Source organism: Prosthecochloris marina, from assembly GCF_003182595.1.
Classification (GTDB): Bacteria; Bacteroidota; Chlorobiia; order Chlorobiales; family Chlorobiaceae; genus Prosthecochloris; species Prosthecochloris marina.
In genome coordinates, this window is the sequence record NZ_PDNZ01000002.1 from 118,071 (window position 1) to 142,663 (window position 24,593).

Annotated in this window: 19 protein-coding genes and 1 riboswitch; of the genes, 9 read left to right on the top strand and 10 right to left on the bottom strand. The window is 50.0% G+C overall.

From position 1 onward, the window contains the following. Positions 1-161: 161 nt before the first annotated feature. From menB to menE, 3 genes are read left to right on the top strand one after another with little or no spacing between them, the layout of a single operon-like run. Entirely contained in the window at positions 162-983 is an 822-nt protein-coding gene (menB, locus tag CR164_RS02700; protein WP_110022393.1) for a 1,4-dihydroxy-2-naphthoyl-CoA synthase, read from the top strand. Next, on the top strand, positions 980-2,077 hold the full coding sequence (menC, locus tag CR164_RS02705; protein WP_110022394.1) for an o-succinylbenzoate synthase: 1,098 nt from the start codon (positions 980-982) through the stop codon (positions 2,075-2,077). Before menB ends, menC begins: the two co-directional genes overlap by 4 nt. Then, positions 2,065-3,534 carry an o-succinylbenzoate--CoA ligase gene (gene menE / locus CR164_RS02710; protein WP_110022395.1) on the top strand — a complete coding sequence of 490 codons (1,470 nt, stop codon included), beginning with the start codon at positions 2,065-2,067 and terminating at the stop codon, positions 3,532-3,534. Before menC ends, menE begins: the two co-directional genes overlap by 13 nt. 79 nt (positions 3,535-3,613) lie before the next feature. On the opposite strand, the gene CR164_RS02715 is transcribed toward menE, so the two are convergent. The 8 genes from CR164_RS02715 to CR164_RS02750 all read right to left on the bottom strand — a co-directional run bounded on the left by CR164_RS02715 (position 3,614) and on the right by CR164_RS02750 (position 9,996). Then, complete coding sequence (locus CR164_RS02715) at positions 3,614-4,054, bottom strand: hypothetical protein (protein ID WP_110022396.1); 441 nt, start codon at positions 4,052-4,054, stop codon at positions 3,614-3,616. Between the two features lie 347 nt (positions 4,055-4,401). Beyond that, entirely contained in the window at positions 4,402-4,719 is a 318-nt protein-coding gene (gene sugE, locus CR164_RS02720) for a quaternary ammonium compound efflux SMR transporter SugE (RefSeq protein WP_110022397.1), read from the bottom strand. 197 nt (positions 4,720-4,916) lie between these two features. Beyond that, on the bottom strand, positions 4,917-5,996 hold the full coding sequence (locus CR164_RS02725; protein ID WP_110022398.1) for an alkene reductase: 1,080 nt from the start codon (positions 5,994-5,996) through the stop codon (positions 4,917-4,919). A gap of 210 nt (positions 5,997-6,206) precedes the next feature. Continuing rightward, complete coding sequence (locus CR164_RS02730) at positions 6,207-6,725, bottom strand: DUF4199 family protein (protein ID WP_239994445.1); 519 nt, start codon at positions 6,723-6,725, stop codon at positions 6,207-6,209. After that, entirely contained in the window at positions 6,709-7,455 is a 747-nt protein-coding gene (gene dapB / locus CR164_RS02735; protein ID WP_110022399.1) for a 4-hydroxy-tetrahydrodipicolinate reductase, read from the bottom strand. Before dapB ends, CR164_RS02730 begins: the two co-directional genes overlap by 17 nt. Before the next feature lie 132 nt (positions 7,456-7,587). Continuing rightward, positions 7,588-8,181 carry a DUF5683 domain-containing protein gene (locus CR164_RS02740; protein WP_110022400.1) on the bottom strand — a complete coding sequence of 198 codons (594 nt, stop codon included), beginning with the start codon at positions 8,179-8,181 and terminating at the stop codon, positions 7,588-7,590. Next, entirely contained in the window at positions 8,174-9,055 is an 882-nt protein-coding gene (locus tag CR164_RS02745; protein WP_110022401.1) for a ParB/RepB/Spo0J family partition protein, read from the bottom strand. Before CR164_RS02745 ends, CR164_RS02740 begins: the two co-directional genes overlap by 8 nt. A 143-nt stretch (positions 9,056-9,198) precedes the next feature. Then, the gene (locus CR164_RS02750; RefSeq protein WP_110022402.1) at positions 9,199-9,996 is read right to left on the bottom strand and encodes a ParA family protein; all 798 of its coding nucleotides are present in this window, start codon (positions 9,994-9,996) and stop codon (positions 9,199-9,201) included. 97 nt (positions 9,997-10,093) lie between these two features. On the opposite strand from CR164_RS02750, the gene CR164_RS02755 reads away from it, so the two are divergent. The 6 genes from CR164_RS02755 to metH all read left to right on the top strand — a co-directional run bounded on the left by CR164_RS02755 (position 10,094) and on the right by metH (position 19,942). Next, positions 10,094-10,720 (top strand): DNA-3-methyladenine glycosylase, encoded by a 627-nt coding sequence (locus CR164_RS02755; RefSeq protein ID WP_110022403.1) that lies wholly within the window; start codon positions 10,094-10,096, stop codon positions 10,718-10,720. Between the two features lie 44 nt (positions 10,721-10,764). After that, entirely contained in the window at positions 10,765-12,147 is a 1,383-nt protein-coding gene (gene mgtE / locus CR164_RS02760) for a magnesium transporter (protein ID WP_110022404.1), read from the top strand. 323 nt (positions 12,148-12,470) lie between these two features. Further along, positions 12,471-14,144: an electron transfer flavoprotein-ubiquinone oxidoreductase gene (locus tag CR164_RS02765; protein ID WP_110022405.1), complete on the top strand. Its 1,674-nt coding sequence runs from the start codon at positions 12,471-12,473 to the stop codon at positions 14,142-14,144. Positions 14,145-14,148: 4 nt separating this feature from the next. Continuing rightward, positions 14,149-15,276 (top strand): tRNA 2-thiouridine(34) synthase MnmA, encoded by a 1,128-nt coding sequence (mnmA, locus tag CR164_RS02770; RefSeq protein ID WP_110022406.1) that lies wholly within the window; start codon positions 14,149-14,151, stop codon positions 15,274-15,276. A gap of 56 nt (positions 15,277-15,332) precedes the next feature. Continuing rightward, positions 15,333-16,007 (top strand): alpha/beta hydrolase, encoded by a 675-nt coding sequence (locus CR164_RS02775; protein ID WP_110022407.1) that lies wholly within the window; start codon positions 15,333-15,335, stop codon positions 16,005-16,007. Positions 16,008-16,249: 242 nt separating this feature from the next. Continuing rightward, a complete protein-coding gene (gene metH / locus CR164_RS02780) occupies positions 16,250-19,942 on the top strand; it encodes a methionine synthase (protein ID WP_110022408.1) in 3,693 nt (1,230 codons plus the stop codon). 210 nt (positions 19,943-20,152) lie between these two features. Here the strand turns inward: metH and metE are convergent, their stop codons facing one another. Beyond that, complete coding sequence (gene metE / locus CR164_RS02785; protein ID WP_110022673.1) at positions 20,153-22,432, bottom strand: 5-methyltetrahydropteroyltriglutamate--homocysteine S-methyltransferase; 2,280 nt, start codon at positions 22,430-22,432, stop codon at positions 20,153-20,155. Positions 22,433-22,573: 141 nt separating this feature from the next. Beyond that, a riboswitch (cobalamin riboswitch) is annotated at positions 22,574-22,749 on the bottom strand. A gap of 72 nt (positions 22,750-22,821) precedes the next feature. After that, positions 22,822-24,516 (bottom strand): L,D-transpeptidase family protein, encoded by a 1,695-nt coding sequence (locus CR164_RS02790; RefSeq protein WP_110022409.1) that lies wholly within the window; start codon positions 24,514-24,516, stop codon positions 22,822-22,824. Positions 24,517-24,593: the final 77 nt, after the last annotated feature.

A 24,593-nucleotide genomic window follows, 5' to 3' on the forward strand; every position in this document is an offset into this window, starting at 1 on the left:
AGTTGGTGCGTGCCGGATCAACCCGGTGAAACAGAGGTCAACATTTCACAGGAGAACGATACGTTCCGTATTCAATTCAGCCAACAACAACTTTCACAGAGCTGACAGACCAATACTATTATCGAAAGACTCTGTAACTCAGAACAAAAAAACACTGCACCATGAGCACCCTAAACTGGATACAATCCGGCGAATTCACCGATATTCTTTACCATAAATCCGAAGGTATCGCAAAAATCACCATCAACCGTCCGGAAAGACGCAATGCGTTCCGTCCCCAGACCGTTGTTCAAATGATTCAGGCGCTTGACGATGCCCGTAACGACGAACACATCGGAGTCGTCATTCTTACCGGAGAAGGGCCTTTGGCGTTTTGTTCGGGTGGAGACCAGAAAATCAGGGGCGATGCTGGCTACGCGGATGAAAAAGGGGTCAACAGGTTGAATGTCCTCGACTTTCAGCGGAACATCCGTACCTGTCCGAAACCTGTTATCGCCATGGTTGCAGGTTACGCAATCGGAGGCGGTCATGTTCTCCACATGCTTTGCGACCTGACCATTGCGGCCGACAACGCTATTTTCGGCCAAACCGGCCCGAAAGTAGGCTCTTTCGATGGCGGCTGGGGGGCAAGTTATATGGCACGTATCGTCGGCCAGAAAAAAGCACGGGAGATCTGGTACCTCTGCCGCCAGTACAATGCACAGGAAGCGCTTGACATGGGTCTCGTCAACACCGTCGTTCCTCTCGAACGGCTCGAAGAGGAAACTGTTCAATGGTGCCGTGAGATACTGCAACACTCACCACTGGCGCTGAGATGTTTGAAATCAGCCCTGAACGCCGACTGTGACGGCCAGGCGGGGCTTCAGGAGCTTGCCGGCAATGCAACCCTGCTCTATTACATGAGCGAGGAAGCACAGGAAGGAAAAAACGCTTTTGTCGAAAAACGCAAACCGGATTTTGGAAAATTCCCGAAAAGACCTTGAAACCGGGCATCGTATCCATATACCGCTACTCCATCCCTTTTGTCAGACCAGTTCCAGTCAGAGGTTCCAGTCTCAACACAAGGGATGGTCTCATTATCGGCCTTCAGACACAGAACGGCAAGTATACCGGTTTTGGAGAAATAGCCCCTCTACCGGGGCTACATGAAGAAACACTTTCCGAAGCTCTTGAACAATGCGCCTCATTGCTGCCTGCGATCGATCTTTCTTTCGGTGATTTATCACTCGACAATGCAGGAAAAACGCTTCCCGATAACCTCTTCCCATCAGTCCGTACGGGTATCGAAATGTCCCTTTTGAACCTGCAATCGGTTGCACGAGAAACGTTTCCATCATTTTCAGGCGCACTGCACGCCAAGGAAAAGCTTCCGCTCAACGCCTTGCTCTTCGGTAACACCGAATCCGTTCTTGCCATCGCAACCGACCACTTTCAAAAGGGATACCGGACATTCAAGCTGAAGGTACAGGCACGCAATCCCGGACTCGCCGTTGAACAGGTACTCGCACTGCACTGTGCTTTCGGCAACGATATTTCCCTGCGTCTCGACAGTAACCGCTCTTTTTCCCTGGAAAACGCATGCACCTTTTTCAACCGAATTCCTGCAAACAGCATCGAATATATAGAGGAACCGGTTGCGAATCCCTACCTTATTCCTGAATTCTTCAATCGGACAGGCATCCACTCAGCACTCGACGAATCACTTTGGATGACCCCTGGCATATGGAGCGATATACCACATGACTGCCTTGGCGGCATTGTGTTGAAACCTTCGAGAATCGGCAGCTTCTCCGACACGTTACGATTGGCTCTACAAGCAGAAGAGGAAAAAATTCCGGCTATTATCAGTTCAGCCTATGAAACCGGGATCGGTCTTGGCTTCTATGCCCGTCTTGCCTCCATTATTTCGGCTGAACCAACACCCTGCGGTCTCGACACATTCCGGCAACTCAGCCATGACATTCTTTTCGGCAGCTTTCACGTCGAAGAAGGGTGCCTTCTTTCGGAAAACACATACCGCAGCAGTCTCAATCCCGACCTGTCAATGCTCGAACTCGTTGAAAGATGGACATTGTAGCGAATGCCGCACAAAAATACAGTCACAACCCGGCGCTTATCAATGAAAAGAAAACGCTCTCGTTCAGGGACCTGGAAGCCGTAACCGGTCGAATAGCAACGGTACTGCAACGCCAAGGCATACGAAAAGGTGACATCGTAACACTCTGCATGCCCAACAGTGCAACAATGGTTCTGCTACTGCTCGCGCTTTTGAAAACAGGCTCCGTAGCCGCACCGCTGAACTATCGCTTTCCGGCATCCAGATTACAGACCCTTTTCCCTCTCCTCAAATCCACGGCCCTTATCGGTCCGCAAAGCCTGACAAACAAACTCGCTCACCCTGTCAAACTAATCCCCGAGGAGATCATGGCGGAAAGCAGCGCCTGGAAACAGCTCTTTACGGAAAAAAAGCCCGTTCAAACAAAGTCTGCCGAGCATGATTCAGCAAACCGACAACTCGACAGCCCACCCGCCCAACAACTGAGAAAACCGGTAACGGTCATCCATACCTCGTCAAGTTCCGGTCTTCCGAAAGCTGCGCTGCACTCATTCGCCAACCACTATTACAGCGCTCTCGGCTCGAATGAAAACCTTCCTTTCGGCCCCGGCGACATATGGCTGCTCTCCCTGCCCCTATTTCACATTGGCGGTTATGCAATGCTTTTCCGTTCGCTGCTTGGAGGTGGTGCGCTTGTTGTCCCTGAACCCGGAACACTGATTCAGGATGCTCTCTGCCGGTTCCATCTTTCACATCTGTCACTGGTTCCAACACAGCTTTACCGGCTGATCAATGATGAAAAAACCTTGAAAAAGCTTCAGGATTTCAAAGTCATCCTGCTTGGCGGGAGCACCGTTGAACCGGCCTTGCTCGAAGAGGCGTCGAAAGCCGAACTTCCGGTCTATCTCACGTACGGATCAACCGAGATGAGCTCCCAGATAACCACCACATCAGGTCCGGTCAGCACCATTGGTGCAGGCAAGGTGCTTCCCTACCGTGAACTCTTGATCGACAAAGAAAGCGAGATTCTCGTAAAAGGCCCCTGCCTTTTCCAGGGCTACCTCTCGGAAAGAGGGCCGATGCTGAAAACCGACGCTTCAGGCTGGTTCCATACCGGAGATACAGGAGAAATGTCGCCCGATGGAGAACTGCTGGTCACCGGACGAACGGATAACATGTTCATTTCAGGGGGTGAGAATATCCATCCTGAAGAAATCGAGCGTGCACTCTGCTCATTCGAAGGAGTACGCAGGGCAATCGTCGTCCCGGTTGACGATCCGGAATACGGCTTCCGGCCTTCGGCGTTTATCGAAGTGACCGGGAAAGCGCTAACCGACGACGAAATAAAGGCCACGCTGTCAAGGAAAACCGGCAAGTTGAAAACCCCTGAAACAATCACCCGCGTTGAGCAGTGGCGGTTATTGACCGGAACGGAAAAAATCGATAGAGGATATTACAAGCGCTTGGTGAACGAGTAACCTCCAAACCCGACCCATAACGTTAATGCCTTTCACCGCAAAATTATTTAGCATCGTTCGAGCAGGATTTCGTCGTACGCTATCCGCCCGGCCTTTTAAGTTGCGGCAGACCGCTTGATTTTGTTGCGGAAATGCCTTTCGCAATTGCAAAACCCGATATTCCGGACAGGATAGGCAAACCCGCCTCAGCCGTTATAGTCTGCGTTATCAACAAAACCGTCAACACAACGACGATCAACACAGCTAAAAGCACCTGCCCGTATGCAGTCCAAAACTCATTTCTTCTATGCAGATATTCGGAATACGATTCATATGCAACTCGAGGAAGATCGTCAGAACTGCCTGAACCCTGCCTTACCCACTCGGCAAGCACCCCGTCCAATGCTGGGTTGCCTGTCAACGCCGGACTTTTGCGTGATACCCTCGCCAGGATATACCCGAACCAAACAATTCCAGCTATGACGATAAGACCGAGAACCGATACCAGCAGGCTGATAATCACAACTTCATTTTCGCTCATATATCCCTCCGTTTAATATTGCACACAGCACCCCCTGCATCCAGCACAATCACATCACTTCCCCAGCAATATACAGCAATAACACGCCGAGCACAAAAGGGCACGTTCAGCCGTACCGCCTCACAAACACTCAATAATTTTTCACATTCCGTTGAACGCTGCCGGAAGTAAACCTGTAAAATTCGTCCCCCCTACCCTTCCGGCATAGGAAAATCAACCCACCCCTTCGGATAGAGTGAACAGGCCGTGCTCCTACCAGGTTCAAGGGTGAAACGATTTCGGAAAGACGCTTAAAAGGGGAAAAACATTTTCAAAAACAGCTTTGTTCACTACCGGCACCATGTGCTTTATGAAGAAACTGCTTTCAGACCGACAATCCCTGTTACGATCAACAGTACAAAGAAAACCCTTGCGAGGTCGTGTGATTCACCGAACAGAACCATCCCCATGACAACAACCCCAACAGCACCAATGCCCGTCCAGACAGCATAAGCCGTACCAACGGGAATAGTCTTCATCGCAAGCGACAAGAATCCAAAACTGATTATCATGGCTAAAACAGTGAATACCGTCGGTACGAGCCTGGTGAACCCTTCAGTGTATTTGAGGCCTATTGCCCAACTACATTCAAACAACCCGGCAACGATCAAGTACATCCACGACATTTCTTTTTCCTTTTTTAACGTTCCCTTTACACAAACCCCAGGAAGCCTTACAATATTACCTTACAGACGGTTCACATCAGAGTGAACGAAAAAACCGTTCGGCAAGCCCGGCAACCTGTAATAGTACAGGTACTGTTTTCGAAAACAAAGAATTACCGTGTTTTATCATCGTAATCCATAACGGAAAAACAATAAACCTATTCCTCCAGCATAGGATAATCGGTATAGCCTTTCGGACCGGGTGAATAAGCCGTGCTCATATCAGGCTGGTTTAGAAGTGCTCCGGTTTTCCAGCGCTCGACAAGATCGGGGTTGGCGAGAAAAGGCCGGCCGACAGCGACCAGATCGCATTTGCCGGCCGCAAGGTCATTTTCAGCACGTTCGACATCGTAGCCACCCGAAAGAATCAATGCACCCCTGAACTCACTGCGGAAGGTCTTTTTGATGGAATCGGGTACCACCGGCGCCCCCATAGAGGAGTGGTCGACAAGATGAATATAGGCAAGCCCTGTCTTATCGAGCTCCTGTGCAAGGTATCCGTACTCCGCCTCCATCGCTTCGTAGAGCGGCATATCGTTGAACACACCGAACGGCGACAGACGGATACCGACTCTATCCCGTCCGATGGCATCTGTCATCGCCTCGACTGTTTCCAGCATGAAGCGTGCACGGTTTTCTATTGCGCCCCCATAGCCGTCGGTACGCAGGTTGGTGTTGGGACGAATGAACTGCTCGATCAGATAACCGTTTGCACCGTGCAGTTCGACACCGTCAAATCCTGCGACAAAGGCACTCCTGGCTGACTGAGCATATTCCTCTATGGTTGCTTTGATATCCTCTTCGCTCATTTCTTCCGGCACGGGATAAGGCTGCATGCCATCGTTGTCCGTATACATCTCACCAGAGGCAGCAACGGCCGACGGAGCCAGGATACGGGCTCCGCCGGGAACATTGAGAGGATGCGCAATGCGCCCACAGTGCATGAGCTGGAGAAATATCTTTGCACCATTCCCGTGTACCACTCCTGTAACGGCTTTCCACCCTTCTGTTTGAGCACAGGAAAACACCCCCGGTATGCGCGGGTAACCAAGGCCGTTCGGCGAGGGAGAAGTACCTTCGGTAATGATGAGCCCTGCTGTACTGCGCTGCTCGTAATACTCTGCCATAAGCTCATTGGGAACGTTACCGGTCGCTCGGCTGCGGGTCATCGGCGCCATGACCAGGTGGTTTCGCAGGGAGAGAGGGCCGAGCCCGGTTGGAGAAAACAGGATGGACATGGGAGGGTCTTGTTTAGAAAGGTTTTGAAGACAGTATCTTGCCCGCTTACAACCCCTAAAACATTTCAAGCATTAAAAGTTCAAACCGGTTTCTGAACAGCCCTGTTTTTGCACGAAAGAGAAAAAGCCACAAGAATCTAGCAGGCTGAAAGCTCATTTGCGCTTTATGAAAAAGAGTGTTAACACCATCAAAGCGCAGGCATCGCCTAATCACTTTTTCACAGCTTGCCGTTTCAGTCGCCAGACGGTGAACACCCCACCCAACCCGGCAACCGGCGCGTAGATAATCGCAGTTATGACGAGACTGAGCAGGAACCCTGCGAACGTCATCTCTACCGGAGCCTGTAACATCTCCTGCAACTGGTTTATACGCATGTCCTGTTCAAGCGAAACACCTTTCATCTGTTCGGAAAGTGTCATGAACTCGGTGGCTCCCGGCCGGTAATTGAATTCCGTGATAAGCACGTACTCGGCAATCACCGATAAAGTGCTTCCAGCCATACCGGTGAGGCTCGAGAAAACAAACGCTTCGGACATGGAGAGCCTCTCCTGACAGGTAACGATGTAATAGTAGGATGCAGCCGCCCCACCGATAATGATACCAGCGAGAAAAAATACGTTAAGCAGCAGCAGGTAGGGCACCGTGGTCGAGGCGAGTATGATTATCGCCCCGATGCCGATCGCTTTCAGTTTTTCTTCCGAACAATTCACCTTAGCCAAAAACTTCATCAAGAAAATCATCCATGGTATAAAATCCCGGCTGTGAAACATGCTTTTCAGCAAGCCACTTGCCAGCCTGCACAGCCCCGCCGGCAAATCCTCTCCGATTTCTCGCCGTATGCGAGATAACGATATCGTCAAACTCCGAGTTGATGTATGCCGAATGTTGCCCGAAAACCGAACCGAGCCGGATTGCAGCAACCTGCAACTCATCGGGATTGATCATTTTCTCGGTCGGAAGCTGGCTGACAATGGTCTTTTTGCGGGAGTTGACCTCTACAATCATCTCTGCAGCCTTCAGTGCCGTACCGCTGGGAAAATCCGCTTTCGCAGTGTGGTGCTGTTCCGAAAAAGCGATATCGAACTCGTCGAATGGACCGATCATTCGCGCAGCCTCCCGGACCGTGCGGAGAAATATGTTGACACCGAGGGAAAAGTTTGCCGAATACATAAGCGAAGCACCCGCTACGGCAACTTGTTGCCGGACCATGGGCATATCAGCATCCCAGCCGGTTGTTCCAACGACAACTGGTACTTTTGATGCAAGCATTATCGGGAGATTGGCAAGAAATGCATCACGGACGGTAAAGTCTATAATAACGTCACTTCCGGCAAAACTCTCTTCTGTAATAACGGCATCGACATCAAGAACCGTATGGACCTCATGTTCGTCTGAAGACTCTATTATACCGGCGACCTGCTGTCCCATTTTCCCATATCCAACAAGGGTGTACTTCATAAGGAATTCAAAAGTTAAAAGTCAAAAAGGAGCTCCGTTCAGTCGGGTAAACCTGTGAGATATTCCTTTCATTACAGGAAGCAACCAAACCCTTCTGAACATTTCCGCCCGATCAAGCTGTCCATACCCGGTTTAAAATTTCAGATTGACACTTACCGACGGGTAAAATGTTTCAGGTGCGTATACCGATGATACCCCTTCTTCGGAAATAGTATCGAAATCATAAAGATGAGCATCGACATAGGCATCGACAATACCCGCAAGATAGGCCAATGCAAGAAACAAAATCTGCTGGTTTCGCTTCTCCTGGTAACGGTCCCGCTCATCCTGAAAACGGGGTGCATCCGGTCCGTCAGGATCCTCGGCGTACTTATCCCTGAACTCTTTATAACTGTCGTTATAATCAATGGCCCGATAGCCGAAATAACCCAAAAGCCCGTAAAGGATCGGAACCTTCCATATCGCGCCGTTGTATACCTGACCGTACCCTGGAAGCACAGCGGATATCATAGCCACTTTCCAGGGCTGCATACGCTGGTCGTCGTCATCTGTCTGCCGATCGTCGTCCTGCTGCACCTCGGCAAAAAGTGCGCCCTGGATCTCATCCGCAGTGGTACGGGTATCGGGAAACACCTGTTCCGAGGCTCTCGCATATGACGGAACCATGATAACCATCGATATGGCTGAAAAAAGTATTGCGAACGCTATCCTGTTACCGTTACTCATAATTCATTATTTCGAGGATTCTCTCCAGATCGTCAGGTGAAAAATACTGAATATGAATTTCACCCTTACCCTTGTTTTTCTCCACGATCCTGACCTTTGTTGCAAACCTTTCCCGTAGCTGAGACTCAATCTCTCCGTAGGGTAAAACAGTTCCCGAACGAACCGGCTTGGCCGGTGTTTCCCGGAACAGTTTGTTGACAAGTTCCTCGGTTTGACGAACGGATAACTTCTTCCGGAGAATCTCTTGCCATACCTTGATCTGCTGCTTCTGGTTAGGCAGATTGATCAGCGCTCTTGCATGCCCTGACGAGATGTCCTTCTCCCGGATACTGTTCTGTATGACTGTCGGTAGTTTCAGCAGCCTTAAAAAATTGCTGATGGTGGACCGGTTCTTGCCGACTTTCTGGGCAATCTCGTCCTGTGTCAGATTGCAATTGGTAACCAGGCTTTTCAGAGCAAGAGCAATTTCAATAGCATTGAGATCTTCGCGCTGAATGTTTTCAATCAGAGCCAACTCCAGTTTACCTGCATCTTCATGCGCTTCTACAATATAACCGGGAATAAACTTGAAGCCCGCTTTTCGAACAGCGCGAAGCCGCCGTTCACCGCTGATCAACTGATAACCTTCCCCGTCCCTGCTTACCGTTACGGGTTGAATGACCCCGTTTTCGATGATGGAGTTTTTCAGATCTTCTAGTGCCGCTTCATCAAAGTCTTTCCGCGGCTGAAAAGGATTCACCTTGATTTTCTCAACCGGCAAACTCCCGACCGAGCCTGTCGGAATCCGAACCTCTTCATCCGCCTTGCTCGATGGAATAAAACCTTCATCGGGAATGAGTGCTTTGAGACCTTTTCCTAACGCTTGTTTCGCCATATCCTAAACCGATCGTGTCATATGTGCTGACTATGACTATTGTATCATTTCTATTACCTAACCGTGACTGTGCTCTACCTGAGGCTGTTTCCTTATTGCATGCATGAGGTGATAAAAAAAAGCACAATCTGAAAATCCGGCTACTATTGACGCCGTACTTTGAACTTCTTGATATTTCCGTCCTTCTCGAAAATCTCCTGAGCAAGATCGAGGTAATCCTTCGAGCCCAGACTTTGGGCATCATAGAGCAAAGCGGGTTTACCATGACTTGGAGCCTCAGACAGGCGAACGTTCCTGCGAATATAGGTTCGGTAGACCTTGTCTTTGAAAAACTTTTTCACCTCTTCGGCAACCTGGCCCGCAAGACGCAAACGTGCATCGAACATGGTAACCAGTACCCCTTCGATCGAAAGCTTCGGGTTCAGGTGTTTACGGACAATACTGATAGTGTTGAGCAGTTTACCCAAACCTTCAAGAGCATAATATTCAGCCTGAACCGGAATAAGCACCGAGTCGGCGGCAGTGAGTGAATTGAGGGTGATCAAGCCAAGAGAAGGCGGACAATCAATAATGATATAATCGTATTGGTCCCTGACCGTTTTCAGAGCTTTCTGCATCACATACTCTCTTTCCCGCATATTGACAAGCTCGACTTCCATACCGACGAGGTTCACATTGGACGGCACAACATCGAGAAAATCGAGACTCGAGGAGCGTATTGCCTCTTTGATGTCTCCGCCCTGCACCATAACATGGTAAAAAGTGTTTTCGATCTCTTCCTCGGTATCGAGTCCGAACCCCGAGGTGGCATTGGCCTGAGGATCAATGTCTATGAGCAACGTTTTAAACTCGGAAATGGCAATAGAAGCCGCAATATTAACAGCCGTCGTTGTCTTTCCAACCCCGCCTTTCTGGTTTGCTATTGCGATTACTCTACCCATTTTTCCTTTGAGGATCTATCCTGTTGTTCTTCCGCCACGACTTGCTAAATTATAATACTTGAATCAACTTTTACAAACATAATACCATTATTACTCAATGGGAAAGCTGGGAGAAGATTTTTTCACAAAGCCAACGCTTCTGCTGGCAGAACTTCTTCTCGGCAAAGTTTTTGTACACAACGCTGCTGACGGCCGATGCTACAAAGGCCGGATTGTCGAAACCGAGGCCTATCTTGCCGAGGGTGATGAAGCCTGTCATGCATTCCGGGGCATGACAAAGAGAAACAAAGTGATGTATGGTTCTCCGGGCACGCTTTACGTATATTTCACCTACGGCTGCCACAATCTCATGAATATCGTTACCGAACCCGAAGGTGTTGCCGGGGCCGTACTTATCAGGGCAATGGAGCCCATGAGCGGCATAGAAGAGATGAAAAAGAATAGAGACATCATGCGAACGGTCGATTTGATGAACGGTCCGGGAAAGCTCACCAGTGCAATGGACATAACCTTGGAGCATAACGGGCTGAGCCTTTCAAGCGATACGGTTTATCTTGAAGAAGGTGAAAATTTCCCGCCTTCAGTGATCAGTTCATCGAAAAGAATAGGCATTACGAAAAGCGCCGACCTTTTCTGGAGACGCTACATTGCCGGCAACGCATTTGTTTCGAAGTCAAAACCGGGACCTCCTCCCGGAAAAAAAAAGACGCTGTTGGAAAGTTGAAAAAAAAATTCCTTTTTTAGGCAAGCCGTTAAACTATCCTAAACATGATCGGGACTCCAATCCTACCAGAAATAAGAGAACTGATCGAGCGCAGAAATTTCAGTGCTCTGCAGCGGATTTTCACCGATTGGCTTCCTGTCGATCTTGCCGAGCTTATATCCGATCTTCCGGAAAACGAACAGGCAATCCTTTACCGGCTTCTTCCGCGGGGCGTCGCTACCGAAACGTTCGAGTACCTCGACATCGACTCCCAGCAGAACCTGCTTACAGCCCTTACCAAAAAAGATGTTACACACATTCTCAACAGCATGTCTCCCGACGACCGAACCGAAATGCTCGAAGAACTACCGAGTAACGTCGTACAGGAACTGCTGAAACTCCTTTCGTTCGAAGAGTTTAAAATCGCCAAGACTCTGCTTGCTTATTCCGAAGACAGTGTCGGGCGACTGATGTCTCCGGATTATATCAGTATTAAAAAAGACTGGACGATCACTGAAGTTCTCGACTATATCAGAAAATACGGCCACGACAGTGAAACATTGAACGTCATCTATGTAGTTGATGATTACGGAAAACTGATCGGAGAACTTGCCGCACGTGAACTGCTTCTCTCACAACCGGAAAAAAAGGTAAAGGACCTGATATCGGAAGAAAAAATCATTACCCTTACAGCCACACAGGACCAGCAGGACGCACTTGAAACGTTCAAGCGCTACGACCGGGTCGCCCTTCCGGTTGTCGATTCCAACGGTTACCTGATCGGTATCGTTACGGTCGATGATATGCTCGATGTTGCCGAAGAAGAAGAAACCGAAGATATCCAGAAGTTCGGCGGTATTGAAGCCCTCGACGAACCCTACATGGACCTGCCGATCCTGGAAGTCATAAAAAAACGAGGCGTTTGGCTCGTAGTGCTTTTTCTCGGCGAAATGCTGACCGCTTCGGCCATGGCGTTTTTCGAAGACGAACTCGCGAAAGCCATCGTGCTCGCGACGTTTATTCCGCTGATCATATCGAGCGGCGGTAATTCAGGCTCTCAGGCGGCAACCCTTATCATAAGAGCTTTGGCTCTCGGGGAAATCACCATCAAGGACTGGTGGAGAGTTATGAGAAGAGAAATTCTGTCCGGGCTTGCCCTTGGCAGCCTCCTGGGCCTCATCGGCGTATTCAGAGTGGTGTTCTGGTCGATTATTCTTGGTTCCTACAACATCGAATGGCTCACTGTCGGCTATACCGTCGGCGTATCGCTTATCGGTGTCGTCCTCCTCGGGACCCTTGCCGGTTCCATGCTTCCGCTTCTTCTACAACGTTGGGGACTCGACCCTGCAACATCTTCAGCACCTTTCGTTGCAACAATTGTCGATGTTGCAGGCATCATCATTTACTTCAGTGTAGCAACCGTTTTCCTGAGCGGAATACTGCTCTGAAGCTTGCTGAATCATCGAACTGCCGACTTATCGAATTGGTTCGGAGAGATTTTCAGTCCCGCAGGCAACACTCTGTGCAGCACCTGAATTGTGCATTCGCTGAACATGCCGGAGATACAGGGCGAAGGACTGCTGTAAGCTTCCTGTAAGAAAGCATCGGCAATCTTAAAGGGGAGGACTCTTTGTCGGTTTTTCACCTGCACCTGACAGGTTAGAAATAATTCCACTATGAGTACATTATTAAAGACTGTTTTCAATAAGCTCGTTATATGGGGCATTAGCGGAAACGCTCAGTTCAGGTAACAAATTAATTGTGTAATAACGTGCCAGCTGAAAGAGAATCACTCGATTTCGATATCGTTTTCATAGGTGCCGGACCTGCGAACCTCACCGCAGCCCTGCATTTACAGCACCTCGTCACCCGCCATAATGCAGGGGGAAACACACCGGTCGAGCCCGAAATCATTATTCTTGAAAAAGGAAAATACACGGGTTCCCACCTTTTGTCAGGAGCAATACTCGATCCCTCCGTATTAGAAACCTTCATGCCCGATTTCCGGCAAAGGGGCTGCCCTGTCGAAACTGAAGTCACGAAAGAATCGGTTTGGTTTCTTTCCGAAAAAAAGAAGTTTCCGGTACCGTATCTTCCCGAACCGTTCCGCAACGAGGGCTGCTATGTTGTCTCGGTGAGCAGATTCGGGTCCTGGCTAGGCGAAGCAGCTGAAACGGAGGGCCTGACGATCCTCGATAATACTGCAGCAGTTGAACCTGTCATCGAAAAAGGAAGGGTGGTGGGCATTGTTACCGATGACAAAGGCATCGACAAAGAAGGTAATGCCAAACCCGGAGCCGAACCGGGAATGTTGTTCAACACAAAAGCCATCGTTGTCGGAGAAGGTGCACACGGTTCGATTTTCCGTCAGCTCGATCGAGAATTCAATCTGTCGGAGGAAGCTCGCCAACAGATCTATGAAACCGGAGTCAAGGAGACATGGAAAGTTCCGGCTGGACGGATAAAAGCCGGTGATGTCCGACATACGTTCGGCTACCCTCTTCCTTCGTCGGTGTATGGAGGGGGCTGGCTTTATGCCCTGTCCGACACCGAGCTGTCGCTCGGATTCGTCACATCGATAGAACCTTTCCGACCGGTTGTCGACCCCCACTACAACCTGCAGCTGTTCAAGCAGCACCCGTTCATACAATCGATCATCAAGGAAGGTCGTTTGCTCGAATACGGAGCAAAAGCCATTACATCCGGAGGCTACCATGCCATGCCGAAGCCATTCGGCCCCGGTTTTCTGCTTACCGGCGAAACCGCCGGGCTTGTAAACATGCAGCGCCTGAAAGGCCTTCATCTTGCAATGCAATCAGGCATCCATGCCGCCGAAACACTCTTTACCTCTCTGCTTACCAATGACTTTTCAGCAGACGCTTTACGCTCCTATCGCAACCGTCTTGAAAAATCCGTTGTTTCCGAAGAGATGTACAAGGCCAGAAATTACCGCCAGACATTCGAACAGGGGCTCTACAAAGGCCTTCTGCAGGCAGGACTTTCCTTGAAAATACCCGGTATCGGTCTTGCGGAAAAAGCATCGGCGCCAAAAGAAAACAGATTACTCCCCAAGAGAAAAGAGTATCGGAACTGGTTACAACAAAAACAGGCATTTCGACCCGACGACTCACTTACCTTTTCAAAAAACGCCGACCTCTTCGTATCGGGAACCAGCCATGAAGAAAACCAGCCATGCCATTTACTCATAAACCCGGCAGATATCGCCGATATCTGCACAACAAAATGCACTGAAGAATTCGGAAATCCATGTCAGCACTTCTGTCCGGCGGGAGTCTATGAAATCGATCACGAGACCGACCCCGTACTGAAGCTTTCACCATCCAACTGCCTGCATTGCAAAACCTGTGAGATTGCAGACCCGTACCGTATAATTACCTGGACGCCTCCGGAGGGAGGTGGTGGCCCCGGATATAAACTCAGTTAAAAGAATGAAGAAAAAGGAACATGTCATAGTCGGTATTTCCGGAGGAGTCGATTCCGCTGTCGCCGCCTGCATGCTCATAGAGCAAGGATACCGGGTTACCGGCCTGCATATCAAGGTATTGGACCATTCGGACGACAATCTGAGCCTCGAAGAATCTTCGCTGATCATAAGCGACCGGCGTGAGTATCGTTTCCCGGTCTTTTCGTTCAACCTGAGCGGTAGCTTTCGGAGAGACATCATAGCGTATTTCCAACAGGATTACGTCGCTGGACGAACACCCAATCCCTGCATGGTATGCAATAAACTCATCAAATGGAAAGGACTCCTCAAAGGTGCCGAGATCCTGCAGGCGCACCGGATCGCCACCGGACATTACGCGCGCATTGACTTCAAGAACGGCAGATACCGTCTTTTGAAAGGAACAGACCGTCAGAAAGATCAGAGCTATTTTCTATGGATGCTCGGCAGCGAAGAACTTTCAAAAACAATTCTGCCACTCGGGACTCTCACAAAACCGGAAGTACGCGAGCTTGCCCGCAGCTTCGGTGTGAGATGGGCGGAGAAAAAAGAGAGCCAGGAAATATGTTTTGTGCCCGATAACGATTACAGGAAATTTTTGCAGTCATCCCTGCCCGAGCTATCCGAAAAACTCAAAGGTGGAGAAATCCTCGACAGCGAGGGAAAGGTTATCGGCCGACATGCCGGTTACCCGTTTTACACGATCGGGCAACGAAAAGGGCTCGGCATATCATCTCCTGAACCACTGTACGTCAGGAGCCTTGATGCGGAAAAGAATCGCCTCCACGTCGGTAGCAAAGTAATGCTTGAATGCAGAAAGCTTATTGCTGGGCAGGTGAACTGGATCGGTATCGACTGTCCGAAAACACCGATGAGAGCCTCCGCACGCATACGTTACCGTGATACCGAAGAATCCTGCTGCATCGTTTCCGGTCCGGAAAACCGTGCCGAGGTGGTTTTTGACAAACCCAAACAGTCGGTAACCCCCGGCCAGGCTGTCGTGTTTTTCCGGGAAGACGAGGTTATCGGCGGCGGGATTATAGAAGAGGCTCTAGCAGAACCCCCTCTTGATTCACATCAGGCCTCGAGTGGCAAAGGAACGGTAAAACTATAGCCGGAAACGATCATCTTTGACTTTTTCTTATTGAAATTTTGACTTGAATTTTCATCATGCTTCAACGAACACAGTCGTCTCTCATCTACCTCGACAGACCCTCTGCATCAAAACAGAGGGAGGATATCCTTATCATGCTGCACGGTTACGGCAGCAATGAAAAAGACCTCATGCAGCTTGCCCCGTCTCTCGATCAAAACCTTCACCTCATCACACCAAGAGCACCACTCGCTCTAGCACCGGAAATGTATGGCTGGTTCCCCATCGAGTTTACGCAGGAAGGCATTACCGTCGACCGGGAAGCTGCCGGAAGAGCAAAAGAGACGCTTCTTGAATTTCTGCACGGCATCGTGGATCGATACAACGCACGAGAAAATAAAGTCTGGCTGATGGGGTTCAGTCAGGGTGCGGTCATGAGCTATCTTGCGGCCCTTGCCGAACCGGCCCTGCTTCATGGCGTCATAGCGTTGAGCGGGCAATTCCCCGAATCCCCGTTTCTTGTCAATGCAGAACCGGACCTTTTTCGGACCCTTCCGTTCCTTGTCGTGCACGGCATTTATGACGACGTCCTGCCCGTCACCAACGGCAGGCACTCCGAACGCTGGCTTCAGGAACATGCCGACAGGCTCACCTACAGAGAATACGCTATGGGACATGAAATCAATACCGAAGCGCTGGAACTCATCAGGGACTGGCTTTACCGTACGAAAAGTGCGAAAGCATCGCCCTGACCGGAGGAATCCTTATGCTCAGGAATTGATGGAGATTGCGTATATTCAAGCTTTTAATTCGTAGGGCTCTCCCTTAATTGTCATGGGTACCGGTAGAATCGGAACACGAAGCGTAAAGCGCGAAAAAACAGGAGCGACCGACAAACGTTCGCGGATATGAGAATTTCGAACATGTGCCGTGCAGAAATCCCGACGCAGAACAACATTTACTTGAGAAGCCTTTGAGAAGATGCCAAACAACAATGAAGCAAACACCTGCAAGCATACTGAAGAGTAAAATACTTGTGCTGGACGGGGCTATGGGCACCATGATCCAGCGATACAAACTCGAGGAAAAAGATTTTCGAGCTGAACGGTTTGCCACCCATTCCCATCCTCTCAAAGGGAATAACGATATTCTTGTTCTCACACAGCCCGATATCATCCATGCCATTCATTGTGAGTTTCTCGAAGCAGGATCTGACATAATCGAAACCAACACATTCAATGCAAATCCGGTTTCTCAAGCCGATTACGGTACTGAAAATCTTACAAGAGAACTGAACCTGGCAGCCGCACATCTGGCACGCAAGGCCGCAGATGCCTATACGGAAAAAGACCCCACGAAACCCCGTTTCGTGGCAGGGTCCGTTGGGCCGACAAACAAAACGCTCTCTCTTTCTCCGGACGTCAACAACCCCGGTTACCGGGCTGTATCATTCGAGGACGTCGTCGATAACTACCGCCAACAGATTGAAGGCCTCATCGAAGGAGGTGTAGACCTTCTGCTTGTCGAAACGGTCTTCGATACCCTCAACTGCAAAGCTGCCATTTACGCTATCGAACAACTCTCACGGGAAAAAGGGACCCAGCTCCCTGTCATGATTTCAGGAACCATTGTCGATGCAAGCGGACGAACTCTTTCCGGCCAGACGACTGAAGCGTTCTGGGTTTCCGTAGCACATACCCCCGGACTATTGAGTGTCGGGCTGAACTGTGCTATGGGAGCGAAACAGATGAGACCTTTTCTTGAAACGTTATCGAACATAGCGGACAGCTTTGTCAGCGTCTACCCCAATGCCGGCCTGCCGAATGAATTCGGCGAATACGATGACAGCCCTGAATACATGGCTGCTCAAATCGCAGATTTTGCTGAATCGGGATTCGTCAACATCGTTGGCGGCTGCTGCGGAACAACCCCTGACCATATCAAAGCCATTGCCGAAACGGTTTCAACGATCGAGCCAAGGAAAAAACCTGCTCCCTCCAACGAGTTACGCCTGTCAGGCCTTGAACCGCTTTTTGTCAACCGGACAACGGGATTCATCAACGTCGGAGAGCGCACCAATGTTACAGGATCGAGAAAATTCGCACGCCTTGTCCGCGAAGAGCAATACGACGATGCGCTTTCCATTGCCCGCCAACAGGTTGAAAACGGAGCCCAGGTCATCGACATCAACGTCGACGAAGGAATGCTCGATTCAGAAAAGGTAATGCATGACTTCATCAATTTGATTGCATCCGAACCTGAGATAGCCAAAGCTCCTTTGATGATCGACTCATCGAAATGGTCGGTGATCGAAAGCGGTCTTCGCTGTACCCAGGGCAAATGTATAGTCAACTCCATCAGTCTGAAAGAGGGTGAAGAACTTTTCAGGGAGCGTGCACAAAAAGTCTTGCACTACGGTGCCTCGGCTGTTGTCATGGCATTCGACGAAAAAGGCCAGGCCGATTCTCTCGAACGCCGCATCGAGATCTGTGAGCGGGCATACACGATCCTCACCGAAGAAATCGGATTTCCTCCCCAGGATATCATTTTCGATCCGAATGTACTCACCGTCGCCACCGGCATCGAAGAACACAACAACTATGCCGTCGACTTTATCGAATCCGTCCGCTGGATAAAGCAGAACCTGCCACATGCGAAAGTATCGGGAGGTATCAGTAACGTCTCGTTCTCTTTCCGTGGAAACAACCCCGTACGCGAAGCGATGCATGCAGTGTTCCTGTTTCACGCCATTCAGGCGGGACTCGACATGGGCATAGTCAATGCCGGCCAGCTCACTGTCTACGATGAAATCGACAAGGCGTTGCTTGAACGGGTCGAAGATGTACTCCTCAACCGTCGGGATGACGCGACCGAGCGGCTTGTCGAATTCGCTGAAACCGTCAAGAGCGGCGACGTAAAAAGCGAGACAAAACAAGCCGAATGGCGTAACGGAACGGTCGAAGAACGGCTGCAGCACGCCCTCATAAAAGGCATTGTCGAATATATCGACGACGATACCGAAGAAGCACGACAAAAATACCAGAGTCCGCTCGACATCATCGAAGGGCCATTGATGAATGGGATGAACGCGATCGGCGACCTTTTCGCCGAGGGAAAAATGTTTCTCCCGCAGGTCGTCAAAAGTGCTCGTGTGATGAAAAAATCCGTCGCATACCTCATCCCGTTCATAGAAGAGGAAAAAGCGAAAGCCAAGGACGCCAAACCTGCAGCAAAAATTCTGCTTGCAACCGTAAAAGGGGATGTCCATGATATCGGCAAGAACATCGTTGCGGTAGTTCTTGCTTGCAACAACTTCGATGTTGTCGATATCGGGGTCATGATGCCCTGTGAAAAAATCCTCGATGCCGCTGAAAAAGAGCATGCAGATGTAATCGGTCTCAGCGGACTGATAACCCCCTCTCTTGACGAAATGGTCCACGTTGCAAAAGAGATGGAACGCAAGGGAATGAAAATTCCACTGTTGATAGGAGGAGCAACGACGTCGAGGGTCCACACTGCTGTAAAAATCGCACCGAACTATTCAGGCCAGGTTGTTCAGGTGCTCGACGCCTCCCGGAGCGTTCCGGCTGTGGCCAATCTGGTAACGCCCTCTCTTCATGACGGCTTTATAGCGAAACTGCGTAAAGAGCAGGAAGAGCTGCGCGAAGGCCACGCTGCAAGAAACGCCTCGAAAAATTTGTTGAGCCTCGAAAAGTCAAGGGAAAACAGGGCGAAACTGTCCTGGAACAGCGACACGGTCACAACACCGCGCCATCCGGGAATAACGACATTTGATGATGTTTCCCTTGATGAACTTCGCAACTATATAGACTGGACGCCTTTTTTCGCAGTCTGGGAGCTGCACGGCAAATACCCGGCAATATTCGACCATGAAGGGTACGGAACGGAAGCCCGTAAGCTCTTCAACGACGCCAACAGTTTGCTCGACACAATCTGCGAGGAACACGCGTTAACCGCGAAAGGCGTTGTGGGCATCTTCCCGGCAAACAGCAAAGGAGATGACATCGAGGTATACGCCGATGAAAGCAGAACATCGCTTCTGACAACCCTCCATACCCTGAGACAACAAACCGAGAAAAAAAACGAAACACCCAACCTCGCCCTTGCCGATTTCATAGCACCCGCCTCAAGCGGCATAAAAGACTATATCGGCTGTTTCACCGTTACTGCCGGTCACGGCCTGAAGCATTTGATGGAGCGCTTCGAAAAAGAACATGACGATTATCATCGCATCATGGCTCAGGCACTGGCTGACAGGCTCGCAGAAGCATTCGCGGAAATGCTGCACGAAAAAGTCGGACAAAATGTGTGGGGGTATGCTTCGAACGAACATCCCGACGTTTCCCTGGGTATCCGGCCTGCACCGGGATATCCGGCCTGCCCTGACCACTCTGAAAAATTGTTGATATTCAATCTGCTCAACGCAGAAGCCAACACAGGAGTCACCCTTACCGAAAGCTGTGCGATGAACCCGGCGGCATCGGTATGCGGTACTTATTTCGCGCACCCGGAAGCAAGATATTTCGCGCTGGGATCAATCACAAAAGACCAAGTCGAAGATTACGCGGCGCGAAAAGGGATGAGCGGAAAGGAAGTTGAAAAATGGCTTACGTCACACCTTCATTACACATCACAGAGTAATGAGATAGAATCCCTTACCGCATAAAAACACGAGGCTGTCGCAAAAAAAGCCCAACCCCAAAGAAAAGTCATGCCGGACTTGATCCGGCATCCACGGTGAAAAACGGGATCACTGTGGATCCCCGGGTAAAACCTGTGAAATAGTTGTTTCGTAACGGTCAGGCCCGGGGATGGCAACTTTCAAAAGCAGGAGATGCCCTCTTCATTCTCATAGCATCTCCTCAAGGTACTTCGGTCAACAAACATAGCTGTGTATATCCCTTAAAGCATGAGCCGCTGCAACCATGTTTCTGAGCGACGCCAACGTTTCAGGCCATGCTCTGGTTTTCAGTCCGCAATCAGGATTGACCCAAAGCCTTTCTTTGGGAATGAAAACCAGAGCCTTTTCCAGAAGCTTCATCATCTCTTCTTTCGAAGGAACCCTCGGGCTGTGGATGTCGTAAATCCCCGGGCCTATTTCATTCGGATATCTGAAATCCCTGAAAGCGTCGAGCAGTTCCATACGGCTCCTGCTCGACTCGATGCTGATGACATCGGCATCCATTGCAGCTATGGCTCCGATGATATGATTGAACTCGCTGTAACACATATGCGTGTGGATCTGGGTCGAATCGGAAACACCCGAAGAGGTCAACCGGAAAGCATCGACAGCCCATCGAAGATACGATGCCCTGTCCTTTTTCTTGAGTGGCATACCCTCACTCAGCGCGGCTTCATCGATCTGGATAACCCTTATTCCCGCATGTTCCAGATCCTGAACCTCGTCCCTCAGAGCAAGTGCGATCTGGCGGCAAACCTCCGAACGCTCAAGATCATCGCGAACGAAACTCCAGCTTAGAATGGTTACCGGCCCTGTCAGCATACCTTTGACCGGTTTCGTAGTCAGAGACTGGGCAAAAGTGCTCCACTCAACCGTCATCGGGCCGGAACGTGAAACATCACCGTAAATAATCGGCGGTTTGACGCACCTGCTTCCGTAGCTCTGCACCCAGCCGTTTTCGGTGAAGCAAAACCCCTCCATCTGCTGACCGAAATATTCCACCATATCATTGCGCTCAACCTCCCCGTGAACAAGAACATCCAACCCCAAATCCTCTTGTCTTCCGATAATCTCATGGATCTCATCCTTGAGAAACTGCTCATACTCCCCGGCCCCCAGCGTACCTTTGCTGAAAAGCCTGCGCTGTCTGCGAACTTCCGCTGTCTGGGGAAAAGAACCGATCGTCGTAGTCGGAAACAAAGGAAGATTCAGCCATGCCTGTTTTTCACGGCGCTCCTGATACGTGCTGCTTCTGTGCAGCATCTGATCACTGATGGATGCGCAATGCTCTCGAATCTCCTTGTTTTCAACCCATGCGCTGTTCCGCCGTGACTGAATGGCTTCGGTATTCTCAATGAGCGCTTCACTGCAGTCCCAACAATCCAGAATATCCCCCAAAACACTGATTTCATCGCACTTCTGAACGGCAAACGCCATCCAGTTTTTCAACTCGGGATTCAGAGAAGTCTCTTCTTCCAAATCAACCGGAGAGTGCAGAAGCGAGCAACTCGAAGCAATCATGAAGCGCTCTTCCCCCACATCCCCTCTGATCCTGACAAGAACATCCAGAGCCTGCTCGAAGTCCGTTTTCCATATGTTACGACCATCGACGATACCTGCGGAAAAAATCATCCCTGACGGCAAACTACCCAAAACCTGTTCAAGACATCCGCGGCCACGGACAAGATCGACATGAAGCCCGCCGCAACCTGAAGAAAGGGCAAGATCGAGATTATCGTCAAGAGTATCGAAATAGGTTGCAAGCAACAACGAAGCATTACCCGATGCAGCATTCAACCTCTTGTAAACCGGAACGAAAGCTTCGATGGCCTGTGGAACCATATCCGCACAAAGTACCGGCTCATCGAGTTGTATCAAGGAACAGAATTCAGCAAGCTCTGAAAGAATACCGCAGTAAACAGCAACGACTTCTTCGAGTTTTTCCCAACGGTCATACCCTTCGGACGCCTTTGCAAGAGACAACCAGGTAACCGGTCCCACCAGAACCGGTTTGGGACGAAAGCCTGCCTTTATCGCTTCACGGGTATCCTCGACAATTCTGCGGGAAGAAAGAGAAGGTGAAAACGACGGGGAGATTTCAGGAACGATGTAATGGTAGTTTGTATTGAACCATTTTGTCATCTCCATCGCCGCAATATTCGCGGCGGCATCCCCTCGAGCCATCCTGAAATAGGTATCGATACCGACACCGGCGGCATCGAACTCACCAAACCTCTCGGGCACAGCACCAAGCATCGCCGTGACGTCAAGAACATGGTCATAGAGAGAAAAATCACCTGTAGCGACATAGGACAAACCGGCACTTTCCTGAATCCCCCAATGGTGAAGCTTAAGCCTTCGACACGTCGCCTCCAGCACCTCTTGGGAAATCACCCCCTTCCAGTAAGCCTCGAGAGCTTTTTTCAGCTCCCGTCCGACGCCGATTCTCGGAAAACCTGCAATGTGTTTTTTGATCATTGTTACTCCTTTTGACAGTGGTTAACTGAAAGAAGCAACGACACCTCGAAATGAAGACAATCTCAAAGTACGACCAGCTCTGGCGTTGAACGCCACCGAACCTCGACTTTTCAGCATACCTGTCTAATCGCGAGACATTCGTGCTCCGTGCGATCAGGGCGTCTCCTGGCTTCTGACCCTTCAGTGCAGCAACCTTCCTGCCGTATGGGAGATACAGTGGTGTCTGCCGGTATTTTGTCAGTTACAGTGGCGCGTCCGCGACGGATTTTCACCGTCTTCCGTTTCCTGATACGCCTTATTGAACAGTATAAAGTAACCGGCAGGAGCGAAGAAAACAACAGATTGGATACAAATGTCCGAAAAAACATTTTTCCCTGTACACCCCGTTAAAATGTACAGCTTTCAACTGTCTTGTAGGGATAAGGCTCTTTGAGAGCACTGAGAACCGCTTCATCACGGTCGTAAACATCATCCCTGAACAACACTTCGTCATTCTCCACCAAAGCGGTAAGGTACACCAGGAAAATCGGAATTCTCTGAGGAAGGTGAACTGTCCTGGTTTTACCGGCAGCGATAACGTCCTGGACATCGTCCTCACCCCATCCAAGTAGAATCTCTGCAAGTTCGAGAGGGTTCTGAAGGCGAATACACCCGTGGCTGAACGCTCGGGTGCTTTTATCGAAAAGATGCTTGCTCGGCGTATCATGGAGATAGACCAGATGCTTGTTCGGGAACATGAACTTGACACGACCGAGTGCGTTTCTTGTACCAGGCGGTTGACGCAGTCGATAAGGCAACGAACTGGCGCTGTATGACGCCCAGTTGATCGAAGCCGGATTCACCACACGACCGCTACGGTCGATAACCTGCAGACCGTTTCTTGCCAGATATCCTGTATTGTTCTTGATTGCCGGCAGAGCTTCTTTTCTCAGAATGCCCGGGGGAACATTCCATGACGGATTAAAAATGATGTACTGCATATCTGCCTTGAAAACAGGGGTTTTCCAGTAAGGTTCCCCGACAATGACCCTGGATCCCCACCGGTAATTCCAGTTTTCAACATACTGAACCGTAAACCCTGCAATGTTGACCAGGAGAAACGTAGGTTCGAGCTTCTGAATAAACCAGCGATATCGGTCAAGATTGAGTCGGATCTGATCAATCCTTCGAGAAACAGGCACATTGAGAGCCCGCAACGTCTTGGGGCCGACCGCCCCGTCAACATCGAGTCCAAGACGCGCCTGAAAACGTTTGACGGCATCCATCAGTTCATTGCTGTACAATAGGGCAGATGATGCGTATGATGTATCGACCAGTGCAAATTCCTCGATTTCACCGGTTATTTCAAGCCGTCTTCTCAATGCAGGCATTCTATCATCATACTGGCCGGGCTCCTTGATGGTAGGGCCATCCGGAATGCTCATCCAACCGCCGCCGGCAGCAATGTAACGGTACCTGGCAAGCCCTTCTTTGAGACTTGTATACTTGGGATGACTTGGACGAAACGTCGAGATAACTGCACTAAGGGAGTCACCGGCAAGAGCGTTCCCGAGACTGCCGACCAGGCCGTTTCCATTTTCACCTTTGGAGAGATTCCAGTTAGAATCGATCTTCTCGGGATCTACCTTGCCGTGAAGCAAATGATAAGACATTTTGAACATCGCATCGGTAAGCAACAACTCATACCGGGCCTTTAAAAAGGGTGAAGACGGGGCATCATCATAAAACTCCTGTATACCGTCAAGATGGTAGTCCTGAGGAGAAAGCCCGTCTGCCTCAACCGACTTGATCGCTTCGAGCAGTTCGGTAATCTGGGAACGCTTTACCCAGACAGGACTGAAATCGTTCGATCTGTAAAAATCCGCCAGTAATGCGTTGAATGCAACCTTCTCCCTCCCGATTTGCAGAGCGACGTCTTCCTCGAGTTGCTCGATGTGACAACGAATATTCTCCCTTACGTCGCTGCTACCGCCTGAAGTTGACTGAACACGTTTAGTCCCGGAAACATTGTTTTTTTGCGGAGAAGCCTCTGCTGAACTGCCGAGACTGAATACCAGAAGCAATACCAGTATAACGACCATAAGAAATAGGTTATGACTTGAGAAAGTCTTACACCCTGTCTCGAAAAAAATCGATACAGCACTTTGTCGACAATGTT

What these genes read in the sequence shown, in the direction of transcription:
- mgtE (WP_110022404.1), top strand. Translation starts at nt 10,765, where the DNA reads ATGATCGGGACTCCAATCCTACCAGAAATAAGAGAACTGATCGAGCGC.
- metH (WP_110022408.1), top strand. Translation starts at nt 16,250, where the DNA reads ATGAAGCAAACACCTGCAAGCATACTGAAGAGTAAAATACTTGTGCTG.
- CR164_RS02750 (WP_110022402.1), bottom strand. Translation starts at nt 9,996, where the DNA reads ATGGGTAGAGTAATCGCAATAGCAAACCAGAAAGGCGGGGTTGGAAAG.
- CR164_RS02790 (WP_110022409.1), bottom strand. Translation starts at nt 24,516, where the DNA reads ATGGTCGTTATACTGGTATTGCTTCTGGTATTCAGTCTCGGCAGTTCA.
- CR164_RS02725 (WP_110022398.1), bottom strand. Translation starts at nt 5,996, where the DNA reads ATGTCCATCCTGTTTTCTCCAACCGGGCTCGGCCCTCTCTCCCTGCGA.
- sugE (WP_110022397.1), bottom strand. Translation starts at nt 4,719, where the DNA reads ATGTCGTGGATGTACTTGATCGTTGCCGGGTTGTTTGAATGTAGTTGG.
- CR164_RS02715 (WP_110022396.1), bottom strand. Translation starts at nt 4,054, where the DNA reads ATGAGCGAAAATGAAGTTGTGATTATCAGCCTGCTGGTATCGGTTCTC.
- mnmA (WP_110022406.1), top strand. Translation starts at nt 14,149, where the DNA reads ATGAAGAAAAAGGAACATGTCATAGTCGGTATTTCCGGAGGAGTCGAT.
- CR164_RS02745 (WP_110022401.1), bottom strand. Translation starts at nt 9,055, where the DNA reads ATGGCGAAACAAGCGTTAGGAAAAGGTCTCAAAGCACTCATTCCCGAT.
- CR164_RS02730 (WP_239994445.1), bottom strand. Translation starts at nt 6,725, where the DNA reads ATGAAGTTTTTGGCTAAGGTGAATTGTTCGGAAGAAAAACTGAAAGCG.
- dapB (WP_110022399.1), bottom strand. Translation starts at nt 7,455, where the DNA reads ATGAAGTACACCCTTGTTGGATATGGGAAAATGGGACAGCAGGTCGCC.
- CR164_RS02740 (WP_110022400.1), bottom strand. Translation starts at nt 8,181, where the DNA reads ATGAGTAACGGTAACAGGATAGCGTTCGCAATACTTTTTTCAGCCATA.
- menE (WP_110022395.1), top strand. Translation starts at nt 2,065, where the DNA reads ATGGACATTGTAGCGAATGCCGCACAAAAATACAGTCACAACCCGGCG.
- CR164_RS02775 (WP_110022407.1), top strand. Translation starts at nt 15,333, where the DNA reads ATGCTTCAACGAACACAGTCGTCTCTCATCTACCTCGACAGACCCTCT.
- menB (WP_110022393.1), top strand. Translation starts at nt 162, where the DNA reads ATGAGCACCCTAAACTGGATACAATCCGGCGAATTCACCGATATTCTT.
- CR164_RS02755 (WP_110022403.1), top strand. Translation starts at nt 10,094, where the DNA reads ATGGGAAAGCTGGGAGAAGATTTTTTCACAAAGCCAACGCTTCTGCTG.